A 25,151-nucleotide genomic window follows, 5' to 3' on the forward strand; every position below is an offset into this window, starting at 1 on the left:
TACCGATGCCCGCGCCGTTTGCGGGATAATACGGTTTTTCGAATCAACGCCCCGGCTTCGCACCCTTTTTTGCGGGCCGCCGTGCGACCGTTTTCCCGTCGGACCATCATGACCATCGTCAACCTCGCCGCCTACCACTTCGTGTCGCTCGACGCGAACGAGCAATGGCGTCCGCTCGTCACCGCCCGCTGCAACGAACTCGGCCTGCGCGGCACGATCCTGCTCGCACCGGAAGGCATCAACCTGTTCATCGCCGGCACGCGCGAAGCCACCGACGCGTTCATCGCGTATATCCGCCACGATCCGCTGTTCGAAGGCAAGTTCGCGACGTTGCAGTTCAAGGAAAGCCTGTCCGACTCGCAGCCGTTCCGCCGCATGCTCGTGCGCCTGAAGCGCGAGATCATCACGATGAAGAAGCCTGCGATCAAGCCGGAACTCGGCCGCGCGCCGTTCGTCGATGCACGTACGCTGAAGTCGTGGCTCGATCAGGGCCACGACGATACCGGCCACCCCGTCGTGATGCTCGACACGCGCAATGCGTTCGAAGTCGACGTCGGCACGTTCGACAACGCGCTCGACTACCGGATCGACAAGTTCAGCGAATTCCCGGAAGTGATCGACGCGAACCGCGCCGACCTCGAAGGCAAGACGGTCGTGTCGTTCTGCACCGGCGGCATCCGCTGCGAGAAGGCGGCGATCCACATGAAGGAAATCGGCATCGACAACGTGTACCAGCTCGAAGGCGGGATCCTGAAATACTTCGAGGAAGTCGGCGGCGCGCACTATCACGGCGACTGCTTCGTGTTCGACTACCGCACCGCGCTGAATCCGCAACTCCAGCCCACCGAGAACGTCACGTGCTTCGCGTGCCGCGCGGTCGTCACGCCGGAAGCGCAACGATCGCCGAGCTATGTGGCCGGCCAGTCGTGCCCGGCCTGCGCACAGGCAGCCAGCGCCGCGTAACGGCGCGTCGCACCGCGCCCCGCCGATGAATCACGGCTATCGCGGCCGCTTCGCGCCGTCGCCCACCGGCCCGCTGCACTTCGGCTCGCTGGTCGGCGCGCTCGCGAGCTGGCTCGACGCACGCGCGCATGGCGGTACGTGGCTCGTGCGCATCGAGGATCTCGACGGCCCGCGCACGGTGCCCGGCGCGGCCGACGACATCCTCGCGACGCTCGCGCATTTCGGGATGACGCCCGACGCGCCGCCCGTCTGGCAGAGTACGCGCGACGCGGCCTACACGGCCGCGCTCGAGCGGCTCGTCGCGGCCGGGCTCGTGTATCCATGCGGCTGCACGCGCAAGGAAATCGCCGATTCGCTGCGCGCCGCCCATGAACGCCATACGACGCTCGCGTATCCGGGCACGTGCCGCACTGGCCTGCACGGCAAGCCCGCGCGCGCATGGCGGCTGCGCGTGCCGGACGGCAGCGACGCACTCGTCACGTTCGACGATCGCTGGCAGCACACGCAATCGCAGAACCTCGCGACCGAAGTCGGCGATTTCGTGCTCAAGCGCGCGGACGGCCAATGGGCGTATCAACTGGCGGTCGTCGTCGACGATGCCGACGCCGGCATCACGCACGTCGTGCGCGGCGCCGACCTGCTCGATTCGACCGCGCGCCAGATCTACCTGCAGCGCTGCCTCGGCGTGCCGACTCCCGAATACCTGCACGTGCCCGTCGTCGTCGATGCGAACGGCGAAAAGCTCAGCAAGCAGACGGGCGCGACGGCGCTCGAACGCAACGACCCGCTGCCGGCGCTGCGGGCCGCGGCCGCGCATCTCGGCCTGTCGGACGATGGCGATCTACCGGGCCATACGATCGACGCGTTCTACGCGGCCGCGACCGATGCGTGGGCACGTCGCTTCGGGCCGCGCGCCGGTTGAACCGCCTGCACGACACCGGTCCCGGCATCCGTCGGCGGCGCATCCGATCGCATGAAGGCGTGACGGAAGCCTCAGCGCCGCGTCCGCTGCGACACCGCATCGAAATATCCTGCCCCGCGCGGCAAGCTTTCGCCGCCGCGCGCACGCCCCGCCCCGATCGCGTCGCCCCATGAAAAACGGGCACATGCTCATCGCATGCGCCCGCTTGTCCGGCAGCGCTGACGCGGCGCCCCTGCGCGCCGCCCGGGTTACGCCGACGGCTTGCGCGGCATCCCGAAGCCGCCGAGCAGCGCGGCGACCTGGCGCTTCGGCCCTTTCTTCTCCGGCTGCTGCGCGGGCTGCGCGTCGTCGGGCTGCTTCGCCGACGCCGACGGCTCGTACGGCTTCAGGAAGAAGTCGTCGACCGGCGCTTCGTGACGACGATGATGGCCGCCGCGCTCGGCGCTGCCCGACCGGCGTCCCGATGCACCGCGATGCTCGTCGCGATCGCGACGACCGCCGCGTTCGCTGTTGCGCTCGCCGCCGCGTTCGTCGTGACGCTGGCGCGCCGGCTTGTCGAGCGTGAGCGTCTGCATTTCGAGCGGGCGCTTGATCAGCTTCTCGATATCGGCGAGCTGCTTGCGCTCGTTCGGGCTGCACAGCGACAGCGCGTCGCCCGTCGCACCCGCGCGGCCGGTACGGCCGATCCGGTGCACGTAGTCTTCCGCACTGAACGGCAGGTCGAAGTTGATCACGGCCGGCAGTTCGGCGATGTCGAGGCCGCGCGCGGCCACGTCGGTCGCGACCAGCGCCTCGATCTCGCCGCGCTTGAACGCGTCGAGCGCCTGCATCCGCTCGATCTGCGTCTTGTCGCCGTGAATCGCCGACGCGACCACGCCGTCGCGTTCGAGATTGCGCGCGAGACGGCTCGCGCCGATCTTGCTGTTGCAGAACACGATCACCTGCTTGAGGCCGCGATCGCGCAGCAACTGCACGACGGCCGCCTGCTTGTCGCCTTCGGCGACGTCGTAGACGATCTGCGTGACGTTCGCGTTCGTCGAGTTGCTGCGCGCGACCTCGATCGTCTGCGGGTTGCGCAGGTAGGTCGATGCGAGCTTCTTGATTTCGCCCGAGAACGTGGCCGAGAACAGCAGCGTCTGACGCTCCTTCGGCAGCAGGTTCAGGATGCGCTGCAGATCGGGCAGGAAGCCCATGTCGAGCATCCGGTCGGCTTCGTCGAGCACGAGGATCTGCACCTGGCCGAGGTTCGCCGTCTTCTGCTGCACGTGGTCGAGCAGGCGGCCCGGCGTCGCGATCAGGATCTCGACGCCGCGGCGCAGTTCGGCCGATTGCGGATTCATGTCGACGCCGCCGAACACCACCGCGCTGCGCAGCGGCGTGTGCTTCGCATACGCGTGCACGTTCGCGGCAACCTGGTCGGCGAGTTCGCGGGTCGGCGTGAGGATCAGCGCCCGCACCGGGTGGCGCGCCGGGGACGCGCTCGTGTTCGCTTGCGGCAGCAGGCGCTGGATGATCGGCAGCGAGAAACTCGCGGTCTTGCCGGTGCCCGTTTGGGCGGCGCCCATGACGTCGCGGCCGGCGAGCACGACCGGAATGGCCTGCGCCTGGATCGGCGTCGGCGTCGTATAGCCCTGCTCCACAATGGCTTTCAGGATATCGGGGGCAAGGCCGAATTGATCGAAGGTTGCGTCGACGGGCTTGGCGACAGAATCGGACATGGTGGCGTTTCGCTCAAAAGGCGCGGCGGGGACATCGTGCGTCAGGCCGGCCGGGCCTGCGCTCATCACAATTCGGAAATAGACGGAGCCGCGGCGCGCCGCGCGGCGCCGCTCTGGCGCTTGGGACCGGTTCAATGCGAACGCTGGACGCCAGGCCGTGCGAACTCCGTTCGGCGCGAATGCCGGCGGAAAGGGCCGTATTGTAGCACCGTGCGGGAATCTGTCCGTGACAACGCCGCGAACGGCCGCGACGGCGATTCGCGCGGCGGGTCTGCCCGAGCCTGCGGGGGCGAGCGGCTGGCCGATCGGGGTAGCCGTATCGGCCGATGAACAATATCAGGGGTAGGATCGAGCAATCTCGCATCGGCATGCCCGCCGTCAGCCGCGCGTACCGGGCCTTCAGCCCGGCACAACCGGTCAACCCGGGCGAACAGGCTCCACGCGCGCCGCTCAGCCCTTCTTCTTTTTCTTCTCGACCTGCACGCAGTCGCCCAGCAGCGGCGGCGACTTCGGGTCGGCGATCTCGTCGCGCAGCGTCGCTTCCTTGCCCTTCGTCCACCACGTATAGCGGCCGGCCTGGTAGCGCGCGCCCGACCCCGACACGGTGTCGACGAACAGCATCTGCTTGCCGTCGACCGGCACGAGCGCGAAGCTCTGGCCGTTGCCCGCGAGCCAGTACGACACGCGCACCGGGGCCTTGTGGTTCGCGCACTGGTAGACGGTTGGCTGACGCGCGTCCGCGTCGATCTCTTCGACGGTCAGTTGCGCGGCATGCGCGACGGAAACGGCGCTGCCGGCGAGAGCAAGCACGGCGAGGGTTAAGCGAATCATGCAGGTCCTCTCACGAGACGGGTGGAAGCGCGCCATCGGCGGGCGCGCGGTTATATGTTTAGAGGCTGGCCGGAAATCGCGCCGGCCGCCGGAATCAGGGATCGATCACGTCCGCGCACGCATCGGTCGGCGCCGCGGCGACATGACCGACGAGCGGTACGATCTTGAGCCCGGCCGACGCCACCCGGCACGGCGCGGCCGCGAGGCCGCAGCCCGCGAGCCCCGCGACGAGCGCCAGCGCAGCGCCCAGCTTTCCGATACGCAACCACCTCGATGCCATCGTCGTCTCCTCGTTCCGTCAGCGCGCCGACACGGGCCGCACGGCCGCGGCCGCGCGCTTCGCGCGTTCGCGGGCTTCGTCGACGGTCGCGCCGGTCGCGAGCGCGACGCCCATGCGCCGCTTCGCAAAACTTTCCGGCTTGCCGAACAGACGCAGGTCCGCGCCCGGCACCGCGAGCGCGTCGCGCACGCCTTCGAACGCGATCCCGCGCTCGTCGAGCCCGCCGTAGATCACCGCCGACGCGGCCGGCGTGCCGAGCGCCGGATCGACCGGCAGCCCGAGAATCGCGCGCGCGTGCAGCTCGAACTCCGACTGGCGCTGCGACGCGAGCGTGACGAGGCCCGTATCGTGCGGCCGCGGGCTCACCTCGGAGAACCATACGTCGTCGCCACGCACGAACAACTCGACGCCGAACAGCCCGCGCCCGCCGAGCGCCTCGGTCACCTTGTGCGCGATCTCGCGCGACTTCCCGAGCGCCGTCGCGCTCATCGGCTGCGGCTGCCACGATTCGACGTAGTCGCCCGCCACTTGCACGTGGCCGACCGGCTCGCAGAAATAGGTGCGCGTGTCGAGCGTCGCGGGGTCGATCGCGCGCACGGTCAGTTGCGTGATCTCGTAGTCGAAATCGACGAAGCCCTCGACGATCACGCGGCCGTGATTCACGCGCCCGCCCGCCATCGCGTAGTCCCACGCGGCTTTCACGTCGGCGTCGGTCTTCACGACCGACTGCCCCTTGCCGGACGACGACATCACGGGCTTCACGACGCACGGCATGCCGATCTTCGCGACGGCCGCGCTGAAGGCGTCGAACGAATCCGCGAACGCATACGGGGAAGTCGGCAGGCCGAGTTCCTCGGCCGCGAGCCGGCGGATCCCTTCGCGATTCATCGTGAGCTGCGTCGCACGCGCGGTCGGGATCACCTCGGCGAGACCGGCCGCCTCGATCGCCGCGAGCGCGTCGGTGGCGATCGCCTCGATCTCGGGAACGATCAGGTGCGGGCGCTCGGCCTCGACGATGGCCCGCAGCGCGGCCGGGTCCGTCATGTCGATCACGTGCGCGCGATGCGCGACCTGGTGACCCGGCGCGTCCGGATAGCGATCGACCGCAATGACTTCGACGCCGAGACGCTGCAACGCGATGATGACTTCCTTGCCGAGCTCGCCCGCGCCGAGCAGCATGACGCGTGTGGCCGAGGGTGAAAGCGGCGTACCGAGCCGCTGACCGATCTGCATGTGATTTCCCGCTGGTTCTGTTGGAGGACGAAAACGGCTTCGATGTTAACACGGGCATCCGGGCCGGTTTGGGCGGTTTGGCCGCACCCGCGCCGAGTCGCACGAGGTCCGTGGGCGGCCCGCGAACGTTTTCGCACGCGAAGTGTCGGCTCGCCTGCCGCGGGGCGGGTGCGTTACTCTTACGCCTTGATCAGAATCCGAAGAGGAACGAGGCTCATGTCCCACCTGTCTGCCGCCGCACGCGCACGCACCGGCCTGCTTCGCCCGTTGCGCACGCCGCTCTGCGCGTTGACGCTTGCCACGCTTCTCGCCGCCTGCGCGATGCCGACCCATCCCGATTCCGCCGCCCCCGCACCCGACCCGTACAACCCGGCCGCCGTCCAGCTGCTCGACGACACGAGCTGGGAACTCACCAGCTGGGTGAACGCCGACGGCACGCAACGCGCGATCCCGCACGGCGACAACGGCGAGCCGATCAAGCTCGCGCTGTCGACCGACTCGGGCATCCGGCGCGCAAGCGGGTTCTCGGGCTGCAACCGCTACATGGGCACCTACGCGGTCAAGAACGGCCTGCTGAGCTTCGGCCCGCTCGCCGGCACGCGGATGGCCTGCCCGAACACGCTCGGCGGCCAACTCGAATCCGCGTACCTCGACGCGCTCGCCCACATCGAGAAGACCGGCGTGCAGATGCGCGCGCCCCAGCAATTGCAGATCGTGACCCAGGCCGGCGCAACACTGACGTTCACGCACCGGAGCCCCTGATGCAGGGCGCGCGCGAAGGCCGACCGACCGTCTTCGCGTGGCGCGCCACGCGCATGTGCCATCCACGTGCGTCGCGCGGCGTGAATCGGAATCACGCCGCGTCAGAGTCTTGTTCGCCGGCCGGTTAAACTCGGCGGGTCGCGCCCCGCGCGCTCCGCCCCACTCCTGTTTCAAAGCATGCACACGGTTGTCTTCGGCTGGTTCGGCATCTCCGCCGTCTGGTTCCTCCTTCTCTTCTGGCGTCTCGTGCAGGCGATGCTGCCCGGCGGCGGCGGGCTCGCCGGCCGCGGCTCGATCCGCCTGTGGCTCGGCTTCGCCGCGGTATTCGTCGCCAGCTGCACGCTGACGAGCCCGCTGTCAGGCCCCGACACGAACGCGCTCGGCCATGCGTGCTCGGCCGGCTTCGCCCACCTGCTCGGCCCGATCGGCACGCCGGTCGCGATGGTCGTGCTGTTCCTCGCCGGCTTGCCCTGGCTGACCGGCATCGGCTGGCGGCAGTTCGCCGCGTGGGTCGACACGTCGTTCGGCGTCAAGCTGTCGCGCGACGGCGGCGACGACGACGCACGCGGAATCGCCGACCTGCCGCGCAGCGCGCTGCATCGCGACGACGATGTCGTACAGCCGACCACCGCACATACCGTCAATTCGATGGCGCCGCGCCAGAACGGCCGGTATTCGCGCCCGACCGTATGGAAGCCCGATCCGCAGGCCCGACCGAAGCCGCGCAGCAAGACGCCGCCGCGCCCCCTTGCGGAGCCCGTCGCGCCGTCGGGCTGGCTGAAGCCGACCGTGCCGCAGCGCACGCCTGCGCCGCCCGCGCCGATCCCGGCCGGTGCGATGCCGCCACCGACCACCGGCAGCACCGCCAGCCTCGCGCGCGCCGCGGCGAACGCGCAAGTGCCGCGCCCCGCGCCGGCTCCGCTTCCGGCCGGATTCGAACCCGTCCGGCCGCGTCCGACCGCCGCGCGGCCGGCCACCGCCGCGCTGACGCAAACGGCGCCGCGCGCCACGGTCACGCCACGACCGGCCGCTACGCAGCCGCAGCGCCCGCCGGTGCGCCCGGTCGCGGGCACGACGGCAGCCGGCCTGTCGCCGGACGCGGCCCGACGCCGCCCGGCGCCGCCCGCGCCGGCGCGCGCGCCGCTCTATGCGTGGAACGAGAAGCCCGCCACGCCGATTACACCGGCGCCGAGCGTTCACGACACGCTGCGCTCGATCGAAGCCAGCACCGCGCAGTGGGCGACGCTGGGCGGCGCGCAATCGGCCGACGCAACGCACGCGGCGACTGCAGCCGGTGCCGTGGCCGGCGTAGCCGCGGCAGCAGCCAGCGTCGCCGCGCCGGCATCGGCGGCCGCGTCGAGCGCGTTCGTCTCCACAGCGCATGGCGTCGCAGCCCAGGACGTCAATGTTCCGGCCGAATCCGCTGCCTCGCCTGCGTACGACGACGCACCGATCGTGCTCGACGCCTTCATGCCGGCGGAATTCGGCATCGCGCAGGCTTCGGTCGGCGATTTGCCCGCCCCTGCAATCGATAGAGCTGAACCGAACGCGCGCACGAATCCCGGCATCGACGATGCCGCGATCCCGCATCGTGCCGACGACGAGATCCGTCACGTCGACGAAGCGTCCGCCGCGCCGTCGATCGACGCACCCATCGACCTCGCGCCTTGGGAAGACGTCGTCAGCCCGTCGGTTTCCGCACTCGACGTGTCGACCGCAAGCCCGATCGCCGAGTCGCTGGCGCACGACGCGAAATCGGAGCCCGCTCATTCAGCCTTCGCGCCGGCACGCGACGCAGCCGCTCGCGATCTTGGCATCGGCAAGCCGACCGGGTCCGTCGATATCGACGACAAGGACGACGCACAACCGGCGCCTGCAAACGATCGCGCTGCACCGGCCTACTTGCGTCAAGGGGTTGCTGATGCGCATGCCGACGTGAAGCCGGCCGACAGCATCGTTCCGTTTGCTGCCCTCCCCTCCTCGTCGATGGCGGGAACGTCGGCGCGCGCACTTTCGGAATCCGCGTCGATTGCGGCAACGTCCGCGCCGGACCTGTCGCAGCCCGCACCGGAAGCTGCCAAGCCGGTCGAGACGGAACCCGCGGCACCGTTGTCGGCCGTCGCTCAGCACGCGACGTCCGCTACATATTGGACTGCGCCGACGACGCAGCCTGCCGCGACACAGACAACCGTCGCGGCGGAATTGCCGAAAGCGCCGGCGGTCCAGCCATTTGCCGCAGCATCGACGGCTGCGGCTGTCGCCGCATCGCCGCAGGTCGGCACGGCGCCTGATTCGACTGCCTCCGCATCGGGCATCGCGCCCGTCGCCGCCGTTTCGCCGGTCGGCGCGACCGGCACGGCGTCCGCTTCGCCGTCGCAACCGGCCGCGGCACCGCCCGTTACTTCCGCCGCGTCGGCGTCGCCTGCCGATGTCATGGGCGTTACCTACGATTCGCTGTCCCGCGCTTCGACGCCCGGATCGACCGATACGCCCGCCGTGACGCCGTCGACGACCGGCGCGTCGGGTTCGACGCTCGGTTCGACTGCGCAGGCGCCCGCCACCTCGACACTCGCGACTTTCACGTCCGCGCCCATCGCTGCGCCGTCTTCCGCGTCGGCATCGACGCTTTCCACCGAAACGGCGACCCCGTCGACCGGTACGACGACCTTCGCTCCATCCGGCTCATCGGGCGCGGTCGCGCCGCTACCGGCCATCGGCCTGCCCGCGTCGCCAGCCTCGTCGGCCGCGGCGTCACCGTCCTTCGGTACGATCGCGCCGACGACCACGGCCGCCGCGACGCAGGCTTACCCGATCGCAGGCGCGCCTGCCGCTGCAGCCGGATCGCTGACGTCCATCGGTGCGGCCGCCGCGACGCCGGCGCCGTCGATTACGGCCGTCCCGGCCGCGGTCGCAACCCAGACGCCCGCGACACAGCCCGCGCCTGCCGCCTCGTCGGCGAGCTGGTCCGTGTCACATGACGTGACCGCAACACCGACCGCCACACCGCCCGCTGCAACCGTTCCCGGCGCGGACGTCCCGGCCAGCCCGGCAACCATCATTTCCGCGCCGCCTCCCCTCGCGATCCCGCCCATCGGCGCACCGGCCACCGACGCAATCGAGGCGCCCGAACCGGCCCCGGCCGCTCCCGCCGCCCGCCCGCCGCGCCCGAACGCGTTCGAATTCCACGCGCCCGCGTCGTTCAACGTCGAACTGCCGACGCTCGACCTGCTCGAGCCCGCGTCCGACGACGTCGAAACGATCACCGACGAGCACCTCGCGCAAACCGCGCAGGTGATCGAACAGCGGCTGCAGGAATTCAAGGTGCCGGTGACGGTGGTCGGCGCATCGGCCGGCCCCGTGATCACGCGCTTCGAGATCGAACCCGCGCTCGGCGTGCGCGGCAGCCAGATCGTCGGGCTGATGAAGGACCTGTCGCGCGGGCTCGGCCTTACGTCGATCCGCGTCGTCGAGACGATCCCCGGCAAGACCTGCATGGGCCTCGAACTGCCGAACGCGAAGCGCCAGATGATCCGCCTGTCGGAGATCCTCGAGTCGCGGCAGTACCAGCATTCGCCGTCGCAACTGACGATCGCGATGGGCAAGGACATCACCGGCCACCCGGTCGTCACCGATCTCGCGAAGGCGCCGCACATGCTCGTGGCCGGCACGACGGGTTCGGGCAAGTCGGTCGCGATCAACGCGATGATCCTGTCGTTGCTGTACAAGGCGACGCCGGAAGACGTGCGGCTCATCATGATCGACCCGAAGATGCTGGAGCTGTCGGTCTACGAAGGCATCCCGCACCTGCTCGCGCCGGTCGTCACCGACATGAAGCTCGCGGCGAACGCGCTGAACTGGTGCGTCGGCGAAATGGAGAAACGCTACCGGCTGATGTCGGCCGTCGGCGTGCGCAACCTCGCGGGCTTCAACCAGAAGATCCGCGACGCGCAAGCGAAGGAAAAGAAGATCGGCAACCCGTTCTCGCTGACGCCCGAGGATCCGGAGCCGCTGTCGACGCTGCCGCTGATCGTCGTCGTGATCGACGAGCTGGCCGACCTGATGATGGTCGCCGGCAAGAAGATCGAGGAGCTGATCGCCCGCCTCGCGCAGAAGGCGCGCGCGGCCGGCATCCACCTGATCCTCGCGACGCAGCGGCCGTCCGTCGACGTGATCACGGGCCTCATCAAGGCGAACATCCCGACGCGCGTCGCATTCCAGGTGTCGTCGAAGATCGACTCGCGCACGATCCTCGACCAGATGGGCGCCGAGTCGCTGCTCGGGATGGGCGACATGCTGTTCCTGCCGCCGGGCACCGGTTATCCGCAGCGCGTGCACGGCGCGTTCGTCGCCGACGAGGAAGTGCACCGGATCGTCGAGTACCTGAAGCAGTTCGGCGAGCCGCAGTACGAGGAAGGGATTCTCGACGGGCCGGCCGCCGACGGCGCGACGCAGGACCTGTTCGGCGATGCGCCGGATGCGGAAGCCGATCCGCTGTACGACGAAGCCGTCGCGTTCGTCGTGCGCACGCGGCGCGCGTCGATCTCGTCGGTGCAGCGGCAGTTGCGCATCGGCTACAACCGCGCGGCGCGGCTCGTCGAGCAGATGGAAGCCGCGGGCCTCGTGTCGGCGATGGGCATCAACGGCAGCCGCGAGGTGCTCGTGCCGGCCGCGGCCGACTGAGCATGCCGGCCGCACGGCCGCCGGCATCGATACGGGGCGCCGCGCAAGCGGCTGCACGACATACGAAGGGCGCTGCATCGGCAGCGCCCTTCTTGCATCGACCGGGAATCGGCCGCGATTACTGCGCGACCGGCACCAGCTTGAAGTCAACCGGCTTGCCGACCGCGACCTTCTGCGGATTCGCGCCGAGCTGCCCCGTTTCGACATCGCGACTGAACACGTAGAACGTGTCGCTGTCCTGGTTGCCGACGATCAGCCACTTGCCGGTCGGATCGATCAGGAATTCGCGCGGCGTCTTGCCCAGGCTCGACTGGCGGCCGACGTGCTTCAGCCGGCCGTTGGCCTGGTTCACCGCGTAGATCACCAGGTCGTTCGCGTCACCGCGGTTGCTCGCGTACAGGAAGCGGCCGTCCGGCGACAGGTGGATCGCGCCGCCGCCGACCTTGCCCTTGAAGCCAGGCGCCGTCATCGGCACCGTCTCGACCGGCGTCAGCTTGCCGTCGTGATAGCCGAACACCTCGACCGCCGCGTTGAGCTCGCTCGTCACGTACGCGAAGCGGCCGTCCGCGCCGAACACCATGTGACGCGGGCCCGAGCCGGCCTTCACCGGCGTGTAGCGCGTGTCGGTCGGGCTGATCAGCCCGCGGCTGCCGTCCACCGTGTAGCGGTAGCCGTAGATCTTGTCCGCGCCGAGATCCTGCACGAACAGATAGCGGCCGTCCGGCGAAAACACCGTCGAATGCACGTGCGCGCCGTCCTGGCGCCCCTTCACGGGCCCGGTGCCTTCGTGGTGGACCGCCAGCACGGCCGGGCTGGCCGCGCCGTCGTCGCGCAGCGGAAACACCGCGAAGCTGCCGCCCGGGTCTGCCGCGACCGAGTAGTTGGCGGTCACGAGGTACTTGCCGTCCGGCGACAGCGCGAGATAGCAAGGGTCGTTCCCTTCCGACGATACGCGCTCGATGAAGCTCAGCGCGCCCGTCTTCGCGTCGAAGCGGAACGCGCTGACGCCGCCGCGCTGCGTCGCGGGGCCGTCGTCGCCGGGCAGCTCGTTGACCGCATAGACGGTGCGACCGTCGCGGCTCGGCAACAGATACGACGGATTCACGGTCTTCGCCGACGATACCGGCGCGACGCTGCCGGTCTTGGTATCGAAGCGGTACACGTAGATCCCGTCGCTGCCGCCGCCCGTATAGGTGCCGACGAGCAGGTTGTAGACGCCGTCGGCCGGGGCGGACGATTGCTGCGCGAATGCGTGGGTCGCGGACAAGGACAGCACGATCGCGAAACCTTTCATCCAGTGAGCGAACCTAAGCGGGAACCCTCGTGTCGAAGCGCGAGCGTCACGCTCCCGTAAACGGTTGGGCATTGAATCCTCCTTGCATCGAGTCGCTTCAAGTGTTGAGATAGGACGAAACGCCGGCCGTTCATGCGCTCCGCCGCCCGGCCGAGTATACGGGGCGCGGCGCCCGGGCGTGAAGTCCGGGCCGCCGACGTCCGCATTGTGAACTCGAATACCCAAGGATCGCCTGCCCATGCCCGCCCTGATCGAAGACTACGCCCTCGTCGGCGACGGCCACACGGCCGCGCTGATCGCAAAAGACGGCTCCGTCGACTGGCTGTGCTGGCCCCGCTTCGATTCGGGCGCCTGCTTCGCGGCGCTGCTCGGCACGCCCGAGCACGGCCGCTGGCTGCTTGCTCCGGCCGCCGACGCCGCGATCACGCACACGACACGCCGCTATCGCGGCGACACGCTGATCCTCGAAACCGATTACGAAAGCGCCGACGGCGCCGTCACCGTGATCGACTTCATGCCGCCCGGCAACGGCTGGTCCGAACTGGTGCGGATCGTCGTCGGCCGCCACGGCACGATGAAGATGCGCATGGAGCTCGTGTTGCGCTTCGACTACGGCTTCTCGATTCCGTGGGTAACGCAACTGACCCGCGAGGACGGCATGAAGGCCATCGCCGGCCCCGATACCGTCGTGCTGCGCACGCCGGTGCCGCTCACCGGCAAGAACCTCCATACGCTCGCCGAATTCACGGTGAGCGCCGACGAGCGCGTGCCGTTCTCGCTCGGCTACGCGGCGTCGCACATGCGGCTGCCGCCGGCGCGCGACCCGCTGTCGATGCTCGCGCGCACCGAGAACTACTGGCTCGAATGGTCGGGCCGCTGCCAGGTGCAGGGCCGCTACGCGGCCGCCGTGCGGCGCTCGCTGATCACGCTGAAGGCGCTCGCATACGAGCCGACCGGCGGCATCGTCGCGGCGCCGACCACGTCGCTGCCCGAGAAGATCGGCGGCAACCGCAACTGGGACTACCGCTACTGCTGGCTGCGCGACGCGACGATCACGCTGCTCGCGCTGATGCGCGGCGGCTACTACGACGAGGCGCGCGCGTGGCGCACGTGGCTCGGCCGCGTGATGGCCGGCTCGCCCGAGCAAATCCAGATCATGTACGGGATCGCCGGCGAGCGCCGGCTGCCGGAAATGGAGCTCGACTGGCTGCCCGGCTACCAGGATTCGCTGCCGGTGCGCGTCGGCAACGGTGCCGCGAACCAGCTCCAGCTTGACGTGTTCGGCGAGGTGATGGCCGCGCTGCACCTCGCGCGCGTGGGCGGCCTGCAGGCCGACGACACGGTCTGGTCGGTGCAGTGCGCGCTGCTCGACCATCTGGAGAAGATCTGGCAGGAACCCGACGAAGGGATCTGGGAAACGCGCGGCGGCCGCCGCCATTTCACGTTCTCCAAGGTGATGGCGTGGGTCGCGTTCGACCGCGCGATCAAGTCGGCGGAAATGTTCCGGCTGCCCGGCTCGCTCGACCGCTGGCGCGTGCTGCGCGAGCGGATCCATGCGGACGTCTGCGCGAACGCGTGGCACGAAGGCAAGCAGGCGTTCGCGCAAAGCTACGGCAGCGACGAGCTCGACGCGAGCGTGCTGCTGCTGCCGCAGCTCGGCTTCCTGCCGCCGGAGGACCCGCGCATCGTCGGCACGGTCGACGCGATCGAACGGGAATTGCTGCACGACGGGCTCGTGATGCGCTACCGCACGACCGAATACGACGACGGCCTGCCGCCGGGCGAAGGCACGTTTCTCGCGTGCAGCTTCTGGCTGGTCGACAGCTATGCGCTGCTCGGCCGGATCGACGACGCGCACCGGCTTTTCAGCCGGCTACTCGCGCTGTCGAACGACCTGGGCCTGCTCGCGGAGGAATACGACCCGGTGGCCGGGCGGCTCGTCGGCAACTTCCCGCAGGCGTTCTCGCACGTGGCGCTCGTGCATACCGCGATGAACCTGATGCACCATGAAGACGCGATGGCGCGCGCGGCCGGCCAGCCCGCCCCGGCCGTGGCCACTGGCCGCTGAGCGGCGGCGCGGGCCCTTGTTCATAGATCGTCAAATCGCAAAAATTTGATGAAAAATCCGGGAAATGTTGCATTGCACCACCGATCGTTGTCCGATATGATCGACGAGATTGTCCGGCTGCAATGCAACATGGCCGGCCGCTGACCCACACGGCACGCCGCGACGCCTCACGCCGCCCTTGCGCACCGTCCCCCCACGCGGGAGTAGCCTGCATGCTTTACCAACTGCACGAATTCCAGCGGGCAATGCTGAGCCCGCTCACGGCCTGGGCCCAGGCCGCGTCGAAGTCGTTCGCGAATCCGTCCAGCCCGTTCTCGCTGATGCCCGGCGCGCCGCGGATGGCGGCCGCCTATGAGCTGATGTATCGGCTCGGCAAGGATTACGAAAAGCCGGAATTCAACCTTCATCAGATCGTCAAGGACGGCCACAACATCCCGATCGTCGAGCAGACGATCATCGAGAAGCCGTTCTGCCGGCTGCTGCGCTTCAAGCGCTATTCGGACGACGCCGACGCCGTCACGCAACTGAAGGACGAGCCCGTCGTGCTGGTCTGCGCGCCGCTGTCGGGCCACCACTCGACGCTGCTGCGCGACACGGTGCGCACGCTGCTGCAGGATCACAAGGTCTACATCACGGACTGGATCGACGCGCGGATGGTGCCGGTCGAGGTCGGCCCGTTCCACCTGCACGACTACATCGCGTACATCCAGGAATTCATCCGTCACATCGGCGCGCGCAACCTGCACGTGATCTCGGTATGCCAGCCGACGGTGCCGGTGCTCGCGGCGATTTCGCTGATGGCGAGCCGCGGCGAGGACACGCCGCTCACGATGACGATGATGGGCGGCCCGATCGACGCGCGCCGCAGCCCGACGTCGGTGAACTCGTTGGCCACGCAACACTCGACCGCGTGGTTCGAGAACAACGTGATCCACACGGTGCCCGCGAACTATCCGGGCGAAGGCCGCCAGGTGTATCCGGGCTTCCTGCAGCACACGGGCTTCGTCGCGATGAACCCGGAGCGGCACGCGCAATCGCACTGGGACTTCTACCAGAGCCTGCTGCGCGGTGACGAGGACGACGCCGAAGCGCACCGCCGCTTCTACGACGAGTACAACGCGGTGCTCGACATGGCCGCCGAGTATTACCTCGAGACGATCCGCGTCGTGTTCCAGGAATTCCGCCTCGCGGAAGGCACGTGGGACGTCGAGGGCGAGCGCGTGCGGCCGCAGGACATCAAGCACACCGCGCTGATGACGATCGAGGGCGAACTCGACGACATCTCGGGCAGCGGCCAGACGCACGTCGCGCACGAGCTGTGCACGGGCATCCCGCAGGACGATCGCCGCAGCCTGACCGCCGAGAAGTGCGGCCACTACGGGATCTTCTCGGGCCGCCGCTGGCGCACGATCATCTATCCGCAGCTGCGCGACTTCATCCGCGAGCATGCGCCGGAGCCGAAGCACGGCGCGACGAAGTTGCCGGTCGATGCGCAGGATGCGACCACGATCGGCGTCGTGCCGGCCGCGAAGCCGGAGCCGGAAACGGCGGTGCGCGTCACCGCCGCGAAACGCACGCGCGCGAAGGCGCCGGCCGTGACGGTCGCGCCCGCCAGGACGCCCGCCGCGAAGGCCGCGCCCGCGGCGAAACGCGCAGCAGGCAGCCCGCGCGCCAAAACCGTGCGGGCCCGCAAGGCCGCCTGACGCGCCGCGGTCCGACGCAAAAACGCCGCCGTTGCCTGGCGCAACGGCGGCGTTTTTTTATCCGGCCGCGGCCGCGAGCGGGCAGCTCGTCGGCTCCTGCGTTCGTCGCGTCAGCGCCGCAGCAGATAGGCGAGCAGCACCTCAGTGTTCATCCGGACCATTTCCGCACGCTCGTCGGTGTCGGTGAAGTCGCGGCCGAGCGTCGCGGCAAGCGTGAAGCGGTTCGACACGATGTAGTAGCCAAGCCCCGACAGCGTCACGTACAAGCGCAGCGGATCGACGTCGCCGCGGAACAGCCCGGCCTTCTGGCCGCGCATCAGCACGTTGCCGAGCTTCGCGACGATCGGCGACATCATTTCGCGAATCCGCGTCGACTTGTGCAGATAGCGCGCTTCGTGCAGGTTCTCGTTGTTGATGAGCCGGAGCAGCTCCGGATGGTCGCGGTAGTAGTCCCACACGAAATGCGCGAGCCGCGTGACGGCTTCGACCGGCGCGACGCCGTCGAGATCCAGCACGCGCTCGGCCTCCGTCAGCGCGGAGAACGCGTGTTCGAGCACCGCCGTGAAGAGCTGCTCCTTGCTGCCGAAGTAGTAATAGAGCATGCGCTCGTTCGTTTCGGCCCGGCGCGCGATCTGATCGACGCGCGCGCCGAACAGCCCTCCATTCGCGAACTCTTCGGCTGCCGCCATCAGGATGCGGCGGCGCGTGCCTTCAGGATCTCTTTTGATTTTTGGCTGATTCATGGTGGCGCTTTGCTATGTGAGCCGCTTGATTCGGACCGACACCCCCACCGCCTCGGCGTCGGCCGCCCTGGAACAGGCGCGCCGCGGGCGGCCGCCCTCCTGCTGAGCCCCTGCAAAAAAGCGGTTCGATTATGCGCATAGACGGCGTCCGGCGCAATGCGGGAAATCGGCGATAATCGAGCTTTGGCAAACCTTTCCGGCCGCGCCCGACGCGGTCGAGAGCCATTCGGCGCCGCTGCGCCTGTTGTCAGCCTGTCGTCACCGTGACCGATTCCAAAACACTCGCGGATCGCATCGAAGATCTGCTTCCCCAGACGCAATGCACGAAGTGCGGCTATAACGGCTGCCGTCCGTACGCCGAGGCGATCGCCGCCGGCAACGCGAACTACAACCAGTGCCCGCCCGGCGGCGCCGAAGGCATCGCGCGCCTCGCGAACCTGCTCGGCAAGCCGGTCATTCCGCTGAACCCCGTCAACGGCAGCGAGCATCCGCGCGCGCTCGCGTTCATCGACGAAAACCTGTGCATCGGCTGCACGCTGTGCATGCAGGCGTGCCCAGTCGACGCGATCGTCGGCGCGCCGAAGCAGATGCACACGATCGTCGCGTCGCTGTGCACGGGCTGCGACCTGTGCGTGCCGCCCTGCCCGGTCGACTGCATCGCGATGCTGCCGGTCACCGGCGATCGCACCGGCTGGGACGCGTGGTCGCAGGAACAGGCCGACGCCGCGCGCCAACGCCACGACCTGCGGCTCGCGCGCCAACGCCGCGAGCGCGAGGCCGCCGAAGCGCGCGCCGCCGCCCGCCGCGCGGCCAGCGCCGCGAAGCCGGCCGTGGAACCATCGGCGGCGCAGCCCGGCTCGCAGGGCACGCCGGCCGCCACACCGGCCGACGACGCCGAAGCGAAGAAACGCGCGATCATCGCCGCCGCGCTCGAACGCGCGCGCAAGAAGAAGGAAGAGCTGTCCGGGCAAGGCGCGGGGCCGAAGAACACCGAAGGCGTGAGCCCGGCCGTCCAGGCGCAGATCGACGCGGCCGAGGCCCGCCGCAAGCGGCTCGCCGAACAGCAGGCGCAGCGCGACGCCGAAGCGGCCTCGGGCAGCAACGATCACGACAACGACGCAGGCAACGACGATCCGGACGGCTCGTCCGCTCCGCCCGACCAGAACGCTCCATGAACGCCAGCAAACGACGCGCGATCTACGAAACGCTGCAGAGCCTCAATCCGCATCCGACCACCGAGCTCGAATACTCGACGCCGTTCGAGCTGCTGATCGCCGTGATGCTGTCCGCGCAGGCGACCGACGTGTCGGTCAACAAGGCGATGCGGAAAATGTTCCCGGTCGCGAACACCCCGCGACAAATCGTCGCGCTCGGCGAGGAAGGCGTCACCGAGTACATCAAGACGATCGGCCTCTATCGCACCAAGGCGAAGAACGTGGTCGCGACGTGCCGGATCCTGCTCGAGCGCTACGACGGCGAGGTGCCGGCCGATCGCGAAGCGCTCGAAGGCTTGCCGGGCGTCGGCCGCAAGACCGCGAACGTCGTGCTGAACACCGCGTTCGGCCAGCCGACGATCGCGGTCGATACGCATATCTTCCGCGTCGCGAATCGCACCGGGCTCGCGCCGGGCAAGGACGTGCGGGCCGTCGAGGCCGCGCTCGAGAAGTTCACGCCGAAGGAATTCCTGCAGGACGCGCATCACTGGCTGATCCTGCACGGGCGCTACGTCTGCAAGGCCCGCCGGCCCGAATGCTGGCACTGCGCGATCGAGCCGCTGTGCGAGTTCCGGCCGAAGACGCCGCCCCCCAACGAATGAGCATCAGCCACGGCTGACGTATCCACGCACCGCGCCGGCCCCGTTGCGGTGCCGGCGGCTTGCCGGCTACGCGTTCGACGTCGCCGTCGCGTCGTCGGCGGCCGCGCCGCCCGCGCGCACGAGCGCCAGCACGGCCGCCAGAATCGCGACGCCGCCGCCCCACTGCAGCGGCGACAACGCTTCCCCGAACAGCAGCGCCGCGAGCGCGACCGTCACGACCGGTTCGAGCGTCGACAGCATCGACGTGCGCGCGGCCCCGAGCCGCTCCAGCCCGGCGAAGAACGCGAGCATGGCGGCGACCGTCGACACGAGCGCGATCGCGAGCATCGACGCCCAGCCGCCGGCCGTCGCGGGCCAGCGCGGCGGCGCGCCGAACGCGGCCGTTCGCACGACGGCGATCGCGACGAGCGTCGCGGTGGCCGACAGGCAGATGATCGCGGTGGTCGCGAGCGGATCGACGCCGCGCGTCGCCTTCGTGCCGCCGACGATGTACAGCGAGTAGATCACCGCGGCGGCCAGCGCGAGCGCGATCCCGAGCGGCTCGCCGTGCCCGCCGCCGACCATCAGCGCCGAACCCGCGACACACAGCACCAGCGCGACGGCCTTGGCACGCGTGAGGCGCTCGCCGAGCCACCACGCGGCCAGCAGCGTGACGAACGCCGGATACAGGTACAGCAGCAGCGCGACGAGGCTCGCCTGCGCGTGCTGCAGCGCGCTGAAATAGCAGAACGACTGCCCGACGTAGCCGAGCGCGCCCATCGCGACCAGCGGCGCGAGCGCCCGCCCGCGCGGCCAAGCGACGCGGCGGTGCCGCGCGATCGCGGCGAGCACCGCGCCGCCGATCGCGAAGCGCACGATCAGCAGCCCGAGCACGTCGACGCCGGCCGCATACGCATAGCGGCCGAAAATCGCCATTGCACCGAACGCGGCGGCGGACAATGCGACGTAGAGCGCGCCCTTCAGGGCGGCGGACGATGAGCGGACGGTGGCGGTCATGATGAAAGATGAAAGCGGGCGAGCAACGCGCCGTGACGGGAATCGTCGGAGTGTAGCGGCGCGGCGGCGGCGAGCCTAGCCCGCGCTTACCCGTTGCGCGACGAGCGGCCGCAACGACCCGCGCCGGGCCGCCCGCCCCCCCGGGGCCGCCGCCAGCGCCGTCGGCCGCTCCGGCGTACAATGCGCGACGCGGCATGACGCCGCCCGAATCACGACGTTTCCCCACCATGTTCAATCCAAGCCGCGACGACGTGCGTCGCTTTTTCACCGAGACCTGGCGCAAGCAGCGCGCGGGCGAAATCCTGACGCCGCTGGAAGCGATCGCAGCCGACTGGATCGTCGAGCATCCCGAATACCACGACGAACTGGCCGACGCCGACGGCGCGGCCGCGCGCAACTACACGCCCGAAGAAGGCCGGACCAACCCGTTCCTGCACCTGTCGATGCACCTCGCGATCAGCGAGCAGTTGTCGATCGACCAGCCGCCCGGCATCCGCGCCGCGCACGACAAGCTGGCCGCGAAGCTCGACTCGACCCACGACGCGCAGCACGCGATCATGGAATGCCTCGGCGAGACGATCTGGGAAGCGCAGCGCACGAACACGCCGCCCGATACCGACGCGTACCTGCAGCGCATCCTGCGCCGCGCATCGCGCGACTAAGTGGCGTCCGGGGCCGGCACATCGACCTGCGCCCGGCCGCGGACAAAAAAATACCCCGCCGCGGCGGGGTATTCTTGCTGCGCGAGGCGCCCGTGAGGCCCGTCGCGCTTACTTCTTGAACACGAGGTCGGTTTCCTTCAGCGACTCGATGTAGGACGCGATGTCCTTCATGTCGCTGACCGACAGGTTCTGTACCTGCGCCTGCATGATCGCGTTGTTGCGGCCGATCAGCGGGTTCGTCAGCCCCATCTGGTACTGGCGCATCGCCCACACGAGGTAGTCGGCGTGCTGGCCGGCGAGGCGCGGGTACTCCGCGTTGATCGGCTTGTTCAGCTGCGCGCCGTGGCAGGCCGCGCAGTTGTGCGATTCGACCAGTTCCTTGCCCTTCGAGATGTCCGCGGCGTGCGCGGTACCGATCGCGAGGCCGGCCGCCAGTGCAACCGCCGCCGTCTTGAATGCGTTGTTCATGAATGCTCCTGTCCCGCCGGAGAGATCGGCGGCGCGCGCTTTACTTGTAGGGGTTGTCCTTCGTGTCGGCCTTCTGGGCGGCGTAGTACGCCGACAGATCCGCGATGTCCTGGTCGGTCAGCGAGCCGGCGATCGCGTTCATCGACGGGAAGTGACGATCCTTCTTGCGGTAGGCCTTCAGCGCGTTCTCGAGGTATTGCTGGTTCTGGCCGCCGAGGACAGGCACCCGGTAGACCTCCGGATACGCCGCGCGGTAGTCCTGGATGCCGTGGCAACCGATGCACATGGCGGCCTTGCTCGCCCCGTCCTTCGGGTTGCCGACCACACCGGCCGCCTGCGCGCTGCCCGCGAGCGCCACGAGCGCTGCGACAACGACGTGTTTGCCGACGAATTTGTTCATAGCTCTTGTAACCTAGCTTGAGGGGAAACTGGCGCCGAAGCGGCAACGGCCCGCGCCGTTTTGCTTGTCGGTCGCCACGCAGGCCAAAAAAAACGGCCAGATTGTACCGCGTCGGCGGGGAATGCGTCCATACGGCGCCCCGGCGGGCCCCGCCACAGCCCCGCAACGATACGCGGGCGCGGCCCGCCCGGACAGCCCTTCTGACTTATACTGGGTTTTTTCCCGTTGAAGAAGAGCGCCGCCATGCGTTTCGAAGGGTCCTCGCAGTACGTCGCCACCGACGATCTGAAGCTCGCGGTCAATGCCGCGCTGACGCTGCAACGCCCGCTGCTGATCAAGGGCGAGCCCGGCACCGGCAAAACCATGCTCGCCGAGGAAGTGGCCGCCGCGCTCGGCATGCCGCTGCTGCAGTGGCACATCAAGTCGACCACCAAGGCGCAGCAGGGCCTGTACGAATACGACGCCGTGTCGCGGCTGCGCGATTCGCAACTCGGCGACGCGCGCGTGAAGGACATCGCGAACTACATCGTCAAGGGCGTGCTGTGGCAGGCGTTCGACGCCGAGCAGCCGAGCGTGCTGCTGATCGACGAGATCGACAAGGCCGACATCGAATTCCCGAACGACCTGCTGCGCGAGCTCGACCGGATGGAGTTCCACGTGTACGAGACGCGCGAGACCATTCGCGCGAAGCACCGTCCGCTCGTCATCATCACGTCCAACAACGAGAAGGAACTGCCCGACGCGTTCCTGCGCCGCTGCTTCTTCCACTACATCCAGTTTCCCGATCCGTCGACGATGCAGAAGATCGTCGCGGTGCATTTCCCGAACATCCGCGAGGAACTGCTGCGCGCGGCGCTCGAGAGCTTCTTCGAATTGCGCGGCGTGTCGGGCCTGAAGAAGAAGCCGTCGACGTCCGAACTGCTCGACTGGCTGAAGCTGCTGCTCGCCGACAACATCCCGGCCGACGCGCTGCGCGGCGCGGACGCGAAGCAGATCGTGCCGCCGCTCGCCGGCGCGCTGCTGAAGAACGAGCAGGACCTGAGCCTGCTCGAACGGCTCGTCTACATGAACCGGCACAACCGGTAACCCACCCGCGAAGGCCCGGCCATGCTGCTCAATTTCTTCTACGCGCTGCGCGCAGCCAAGCTGCCCGTCTCGGTGAAGGAATACCTGACGCTGCTCGAATCGCTGAAGGCCGGGCTGATCTCGCCGTCGATCGATGCGTTCTACTTCCTCGCGCGGATGACGCTCGTCAAGGACGAGCAATACTTCGACAAGTTCGACCAGGCGTTCGGCGCGTATTTCCACGGCGTGTCCGCGCTGCCGTCCGAGGCGTTCGACATCCCGCTCGACTGGCTCGAGAAGCGCCTCGAGCGCGAGCTGTCGCCCGAGGAGAAGGCGCAGATCGAAGCGATGGGCGGGCTCGACAAGCTGATGGAACGTTTGAAGGCGCTGCTCGACGAGCAGAAGGAACGCCACGAAGGCGGCAACAAGTGGATCGGCACCGGCGGCACGTCGCCGTTCGGGCACGGCGGCTACAACCCCGAAGGCGTGCGCATCGGCGGCCCGTCGAACGGCAACCGCACCGCGGTAAAGGTGTGGGAAGCGCGCGCGTACCGCGACTACGACGATTCGGTCGAAATCGGCACGCGCAACATCAAGGTCGCGCTGCGGCGGCTGCGCCGCTTCGCGCGCGAAGGCGCGGCCGAGGAGCTCGACCTGCCCGGCACGATCCGCAGCACGGCCGCGAACGCCGGCTGGCTCGACCTGCGGATGGTGCCGGAGCGCCACAACAACGTGAAGGTGCTGATGCTGCTCGACGTCGGCGGCTCGATGGACGACCACATCAAGCGCACCGAAGAGCTGTTCTCGGCCGCGAAGGCCGAATTCAAGCACCTCGAATTCTTCTACTTCCACAACTGCGTGTACGACCACCTGTGGAAGAACAACCGCCGCCGCCACTCGGAGCGCACCGCGACGTGGGACGTGCTGCACAAGTTCACGCCCGACTACAAGCTGATCTTCGTCGGCGACGCGACGATGAGCCCGTACGAAGTGCTGCAGCCCGGCGGCTCGGTCGAATACAACAACCCGGAAGCCGGCGCCGTGTGGCTGCGCCGCCTCGCCGACCAGTTCCCCCACCATGCGTGGCTGAACCCCGAGCCCGAGCGGCTATGGGAATACCGGCAGTCGGTCGCGATCATTCGCGACGTGCTCGGCCAGCGCATGTATCCGCTCACGCTCGCGGGCCTCGAAACCGCGATGCGCGCACTCAGCAAGTAACGACACCCACCTGCAGATACCCCGGCCGCGTCCGAGCGGCCACCCCGGAGAGAGCATGAACCCTTCGCCCACCGCGAGCGCCAGCCGCGCCGGCGGCCGCCGCTTTTTTGCCGATACGTCCGTGTCCACGCTCGTCGCCGGCTTCGTCGCGATGATGACCGGCTACACGAGCTCGCTCGTGCTGATGTTCCAGGCCGGCCGCGCCGCCCACCTCACCGATGCGCAGATCTCGTCGTGGATCTGGGCGCTGTCGATCGGCATGGCGCTGACGACCATCGGCCTGTCGCTGCGCTTTCGCGCGCCGGTGGTCGTCGCGTGGTCGACGCCCGGCGCCGCGCTGCTGGTCGCGTCGCTGCCCGGCGTGCCCTACCCGGAGGCGATCGGTGCGTTCGTTGTATGCGCGCTGCTGCTGACGGCCGTCGGCGTGAGCGGGCTGTTCGACACGCTGATGAAGCGCATTCCGGCCGGCATCGCGGCCGCGCTGCTCGCGGGCATCCTGTTCGAGATCGGCATCGAGATCTTCCGCGCCGCGCAGTTCCGGACCGCGCTCGTGCTCGCGATGTTCTTCACCTACCTGATCGTCAAGCGGCTCGCGCCGCGCTATGCGATTCCGACGACGCTGATCGTCGGCACGGCGGCGGCCGGCGGCCTCGGGCTGCTCGACTTCAGCCATTTCCACATCGCGCTCGCGCAGCCCGTGCTCACGATGCCCGCATTCTCGATCGCATCGATCGTCAGCATCGGCATTCCGCTGTTCGTCGTCGCGATGGCGTCGCAGAACGTGCCGGGCATCGCGGTGCTGCGCGCGGACGGCTATCAGACGCCTTCTTCGCCGCTGATCGCGACGACCGGCCTCGCGTCGCTGCTGCTCGCGCCGTTCGGCTCGCATGGCGTGAACCTCGCGGCGATCACGGCCGCGATCTGCACGGGCCCCGAAGCGCACGAGGATCGCGCGAAGCGCTACACGGCCGCCGTGTGGTGCGGCACGTTCTACCTGATTGCCGGCATCTTCGGCGCGACGATCGCCGCGCTGTTCGCGGCGCTGCCGAAGGCGCTCGTCGTGTCGGTCGCCGCGCTCGCGCTGTTCGGCTCGATCATGAGCGGGCTCGCGAACGCGATGCAGGACGTGAAGCAGCGCGAAGCGGCGCTCGTCACGTTCATGGTCACGGCTTCGGGCCTTACGCTGCTGTCGATCGGCCCGGCGTTCTGGGGGCTCGTCGCGGGCGTCGTCACGCAGGTGATCCTGAACGCGCGGCGCCCCGCGTGACGCGGCCCGCCGCCCGCCGCGGCACGCGCCCGATGCGCCAAAACGTGCGCGACACGAATCGG

Annotated in this window: 21 protein-coding genes; 12 read left to right on the forward strand and 9 right to left on the reverse strand. The window is 68.9% G+C overall.

The features are described 5' to 3' along the window. Nucleotides 1-108 precede the first annotated feature (108 nt). Together CFB49_RS12735 and gluQRS are read left to right on the forward strand one after the other, a co-directional pair. Complete coding sequence (locus tag CFB49_RS12735) at nucleotides 109-963, forward strand: sulfurtransferase (protein WP_089491510.1); 855 nt, start codon at nucleotides 109-111, stop codon at nucleotides 961-963. A gap of 25 nt (nucleotides 964-988) precedes the next feature. Continuing rightward, on the forward strand, nucleotides 989-1,885 hold the full coding sequence (gene gluQRS, locus CFB49_RS12740; RefSeq protein WP_089491511.1) for a tRNA glutamyl-Q(34) synthetase GluQRS: 897 nt from the start codon (nucleotides 989-991) through the stop codon (nucleotides 1,883-1,885). A 248-nt stretch (nucleotides 1,886-2,133) separates the two neighbouring features. Here the strand turns inward: gluQRS and CFB49_RS12745 are convergent, their stop codons facing one another. The 4 genes from CFB49_RS12745 to purT form a co-directional block, all read right to left on the reverse strand. After that, nucleotides 2,134-3,669, reverse strand: a complete 1,536-nt coding sequence (locus CFB49_RS12745) for a DEAD/DEAH box helicase (protein WP_089491512.1) — start codon at nucleotides 3,667-3,669, stop codon at nucleotides 2,134-2,136. A 384-nt stretch (nucleotides 3,670-4,053) separates the two neighbouring features. After that, nucleotides 4,054-4,434 carry an MliC family protein gene (locus tag CFB49_RS12755; RefSeq protein ID WP_069618109.1) on the reverse strand — a complete coding sequence of 127 codons (381 nt, stop codon included), beginning with the start codon at nucleotides 4,432-4,434 and terminating at the stop codon, nucleotides 4,054-4,056. A 94-nt stretch (nucleotides 4,435-4,528) separates the two neighbouring features. Next, nucleotides 4,529-4,714, reverse strand: coding sequence for a DUF6726 family protein (locus CFB49_RS12760; RefSeq protein ID WP_089435419.1), 186 nt, complete (start codon nucleotides 4,712-4,714; stop codon nucleotides 4,529-4,531). A gap of 18 nt (nucleotides 4,715-4,732) precedes the next feature. Next, complete coding sequence (purT, locus tag CFB49_RS12765) at nucleotides 4,733-5,947, reverse strand: formate-dependent phosphoribosylglycinamide formyltransferase (RefSeq protein WP_089435420.1); 1,215 nt, start codon at nucleotides 5,945-5,947, stop codon at nucleotides 4,733-4,735. A gap of 216 nt (nucleotides 5,948-6,163) precedes the next feature. Here purT and CFB49_RS12770 point away from each other — a divergent pair, with 216 nt between their 5' ends. Both CFB49_RS12770 and CFB49_RS12775 read left to right on the forward strand, forming a co-directional pair. Continuing rightward, the gene (locus CFB49_RS12770) at nucleotides 6,164-6,709 is read left to right on the forward strand and encodes an META domain-containing protein (RefSeq protein WP_069618106.1); all 546 of its coding nucleotides are present in this window, start codon (nucleotides 6,164-6,166) and stop codon (nucleotides 6,707-6,709) included. A 1,470-nt stretch (nucleotides 6,710-8,179) separates the two neighbouring features. Next, nucleotides 8,180-11,389: a DNA translocase FtsK gene (locus CFB49_RS12775; RefSeq protein ID WP_212195575.1), complete on the forward strand. Its 3,210-nt coding sequence runs from the start codon at nucleotides 8,180-8,182 to the stop codon at nucleotides 11,387-11,389. A 118-nt stretch (nucleotides 11,390-11,507) separates the two neighbouring features. On the opposite strand, the gene CFB49_RS12780 is transcribed toward CFB49_RS12775, so the two are convergent. Further along, on the reverse strand, nucleotides 11,508-12,755 hold the full coding sequence (locus CFB49_RS12780; RefSeq protein ID WP_089491514.1) for a lactonase family protein: 1,248 nt from the start codon (nucleotides 12,753-12,755) through the stop codon (nucleotides 11,508-11,510). A gap of 166 nt (nucleotides 12,756-12,921) precedes the next feature. Here CFB49_RS12780 and CFB49_RS12790 point away from each other — a divergent pair, with 166 nt between their 5' ends. Further along, nucleotides 12,922-14,751: a glycoside hydrolase family 15 protein gene (locus CFB49_RS12790; protein ID WP_069618103.1), complete on the forward strand. Its 1,830-nt coding sequence runs from the start codon at nucleotides 12,922-12,924 to the stop codon at nucleotides 14,749-14,751. Nucleotides 14,752-14,963: 212 nt separating this feature from the next. Beyond that, nucleotides 14,964-16,454 (forward strand): polyhydroxyalkanoate depolymerase, encoded by a 1,491-nt coding sequence (locus CFB49_RS12795; RefSeq protein WP_089491515.1) that lies wholly within the window; start codon nucleotides 14,964-14,966, stop codon nucleotides 16,452-16,454. 110 nt (nucleotides 16,455-16,564) lie between these two features. On the opposite strand, the gene CFB49_RS12800 is transcribed toward CFB49_RS12795, so the two are convergent. Further along, entirely contained in the window at nucleotides 16,565-17,197 is a 633-nt protein-coding gene (locus CFB49_RS12800) for a TetR family transcriptional regulator (RefSeq protein ID WP_089491516.1), read from the reverse strand. A gap of 263 nt (nucleotides 17,198-17,460) precedes the next feature. Here CFB49_RS12800 and rsxB point away from each other — a divergent pair, with 263 nt between their 5' ends. Further along, nucleotides 17,461-18,372 (forward strand): electron transport complex subunit RsxB, encoded by a 912-nt coding sequence (gene rsxB / locus CFB49_RS12805; protein WP_069618101.1) that lies wholly within the window; start codon nucleotides 17,461-17,463, stop codon nucleotides 18,370-18,372. Next, nucleotides 18,369-19,013 (forward strand): endonuclease III, encoded by a 645-nt coding sequence (gene nth, locus CFB49_RS12810; RefSeq protein ID WP_006478196.1) that lies wholly within the window; start codon nucleotides 18,369-18,371, stop codon nucleotides 19,011-19,013. The genes rsxB and nth overlap by 4 nt, the downstream gene beginning before the upstream one ends. 66 nt (nucleotides 19,014-19,079) lie before the next feature. On the opposite strand, the gene CFB49_RS12815 is transcribed toward nth, so the two are convergent. Continuing rightward, on the reverse strand, nucleotides 19,080-20,009 hold the full coding sequence (locus CFB49_RS12815) for a DMT family transporter (protein WP_089491517.1): 930 nt from the start codon (nucleotides 20,007-20,009) through the stop codon (nucleotides 19,080-19,082). Between the two features lie 194 nt (nucleotides 20,010-20,203). Between CFB49_RS12815 and CFB49_RS12820 the strand changes: the two genes are divergently transcribed. Further along, nucleotides 20,204-20,671: a DUF1841 family protein gene (locus CFB49_RS12820; protein WP_371090871.1), complete on the forward strand. Its 468-nt coding sequence runs from the start codon at nucleotides 20,204-20,206 to the stop codon at nucleotides 20,669-20,671. A 108-nt stretch (nucleotides 20,672-20,779) separates the two neighbouring features. Here CFB49_RS12820 and CFB49_RS12825 read toward each other — a convergent pair whose 3' ends face one another. Then, on the reverse strand, nucleotides 20,780-21,139 hold the full coding sequence (locus CFB49_RS12825; protein WP_006478193.1) for a c-type cytochrome: 360 nt from the start codon (nucleotides 21,137-21,139) through the stop codon (nucleotides 20,780-20,782). Between the two features lie 40 nt (nucleotides 21,140-21,179). Then, nucleotides 21,180-21,539: a c-type cytochrome gene (locus CFB49_RS12830; protein ID WP_006478192.1), complete on the reverse strand. Its 360-nt coding sequence runs from the start codon at nucleotides 21,537-21,539 to the stop codon at nucleotides 21,180-21,182. A gap of 243 nt (nucleotides 21,540-21,782) precedes the next feature. Here CFB49_RS12830 and CFB49_RS12835 point away from each other — a divergent pair, with 243 nt between their 5' ends. Genes CFB49_RS12835 through CFB49_RS12845 form a run of 3 tightly spaced genes read left to right on the forward strand, consistent with a single transcriptional unit; the run spans nucleotide 21,783 to nucleotide 25,089 of the window. After that, a complete protein-coding gene (locus CFB49_RS12835) occupies nucleotides 21,783-22,625 on the forward strand; it encodes an AAA family ATPase (protein WP_089491829.1) in 843 nt (280 codons plus the stop codon). A 21-nt stretch (nucleotides 22,626-22,646) separates the two neighbouring features. Further along, a complete protein-coding gene (locus CFB49_RS12840; RefSeq protein ID WP_050018108.1) occupies nucleotides 22,647-23,822 on the forward strand; it encodes a vWA domain-containing protein in 1,176 nt (391 codons plus the stop codon). Nucleotides 23,823-23,877: 55 nt separating this feature from the next. Continuing rightward, entirely contained in the window at nucleotides 23,878-25,089 is a 1,212-nt protein-coding gene (locus CFB49_RS12845; protein ID WP_089491518.1) for a benzoate/H(+) symporter BenE family transporter, read from the forward strand. The last annotated feature ends 62 nt before the right edge of the window (nucleotides 25,090-25,151 follow it).

Source organism: Burkholderia sp. AU17457, assembly GCF_002223255.1.
GTDB classification, from domain to species: domain Bacteria; phylum Pseudomonadota; class Gammaproteobacteria; order Burkholderiales; family Burkholderiaceae; genus Burkholderia; species Burkholderia sola.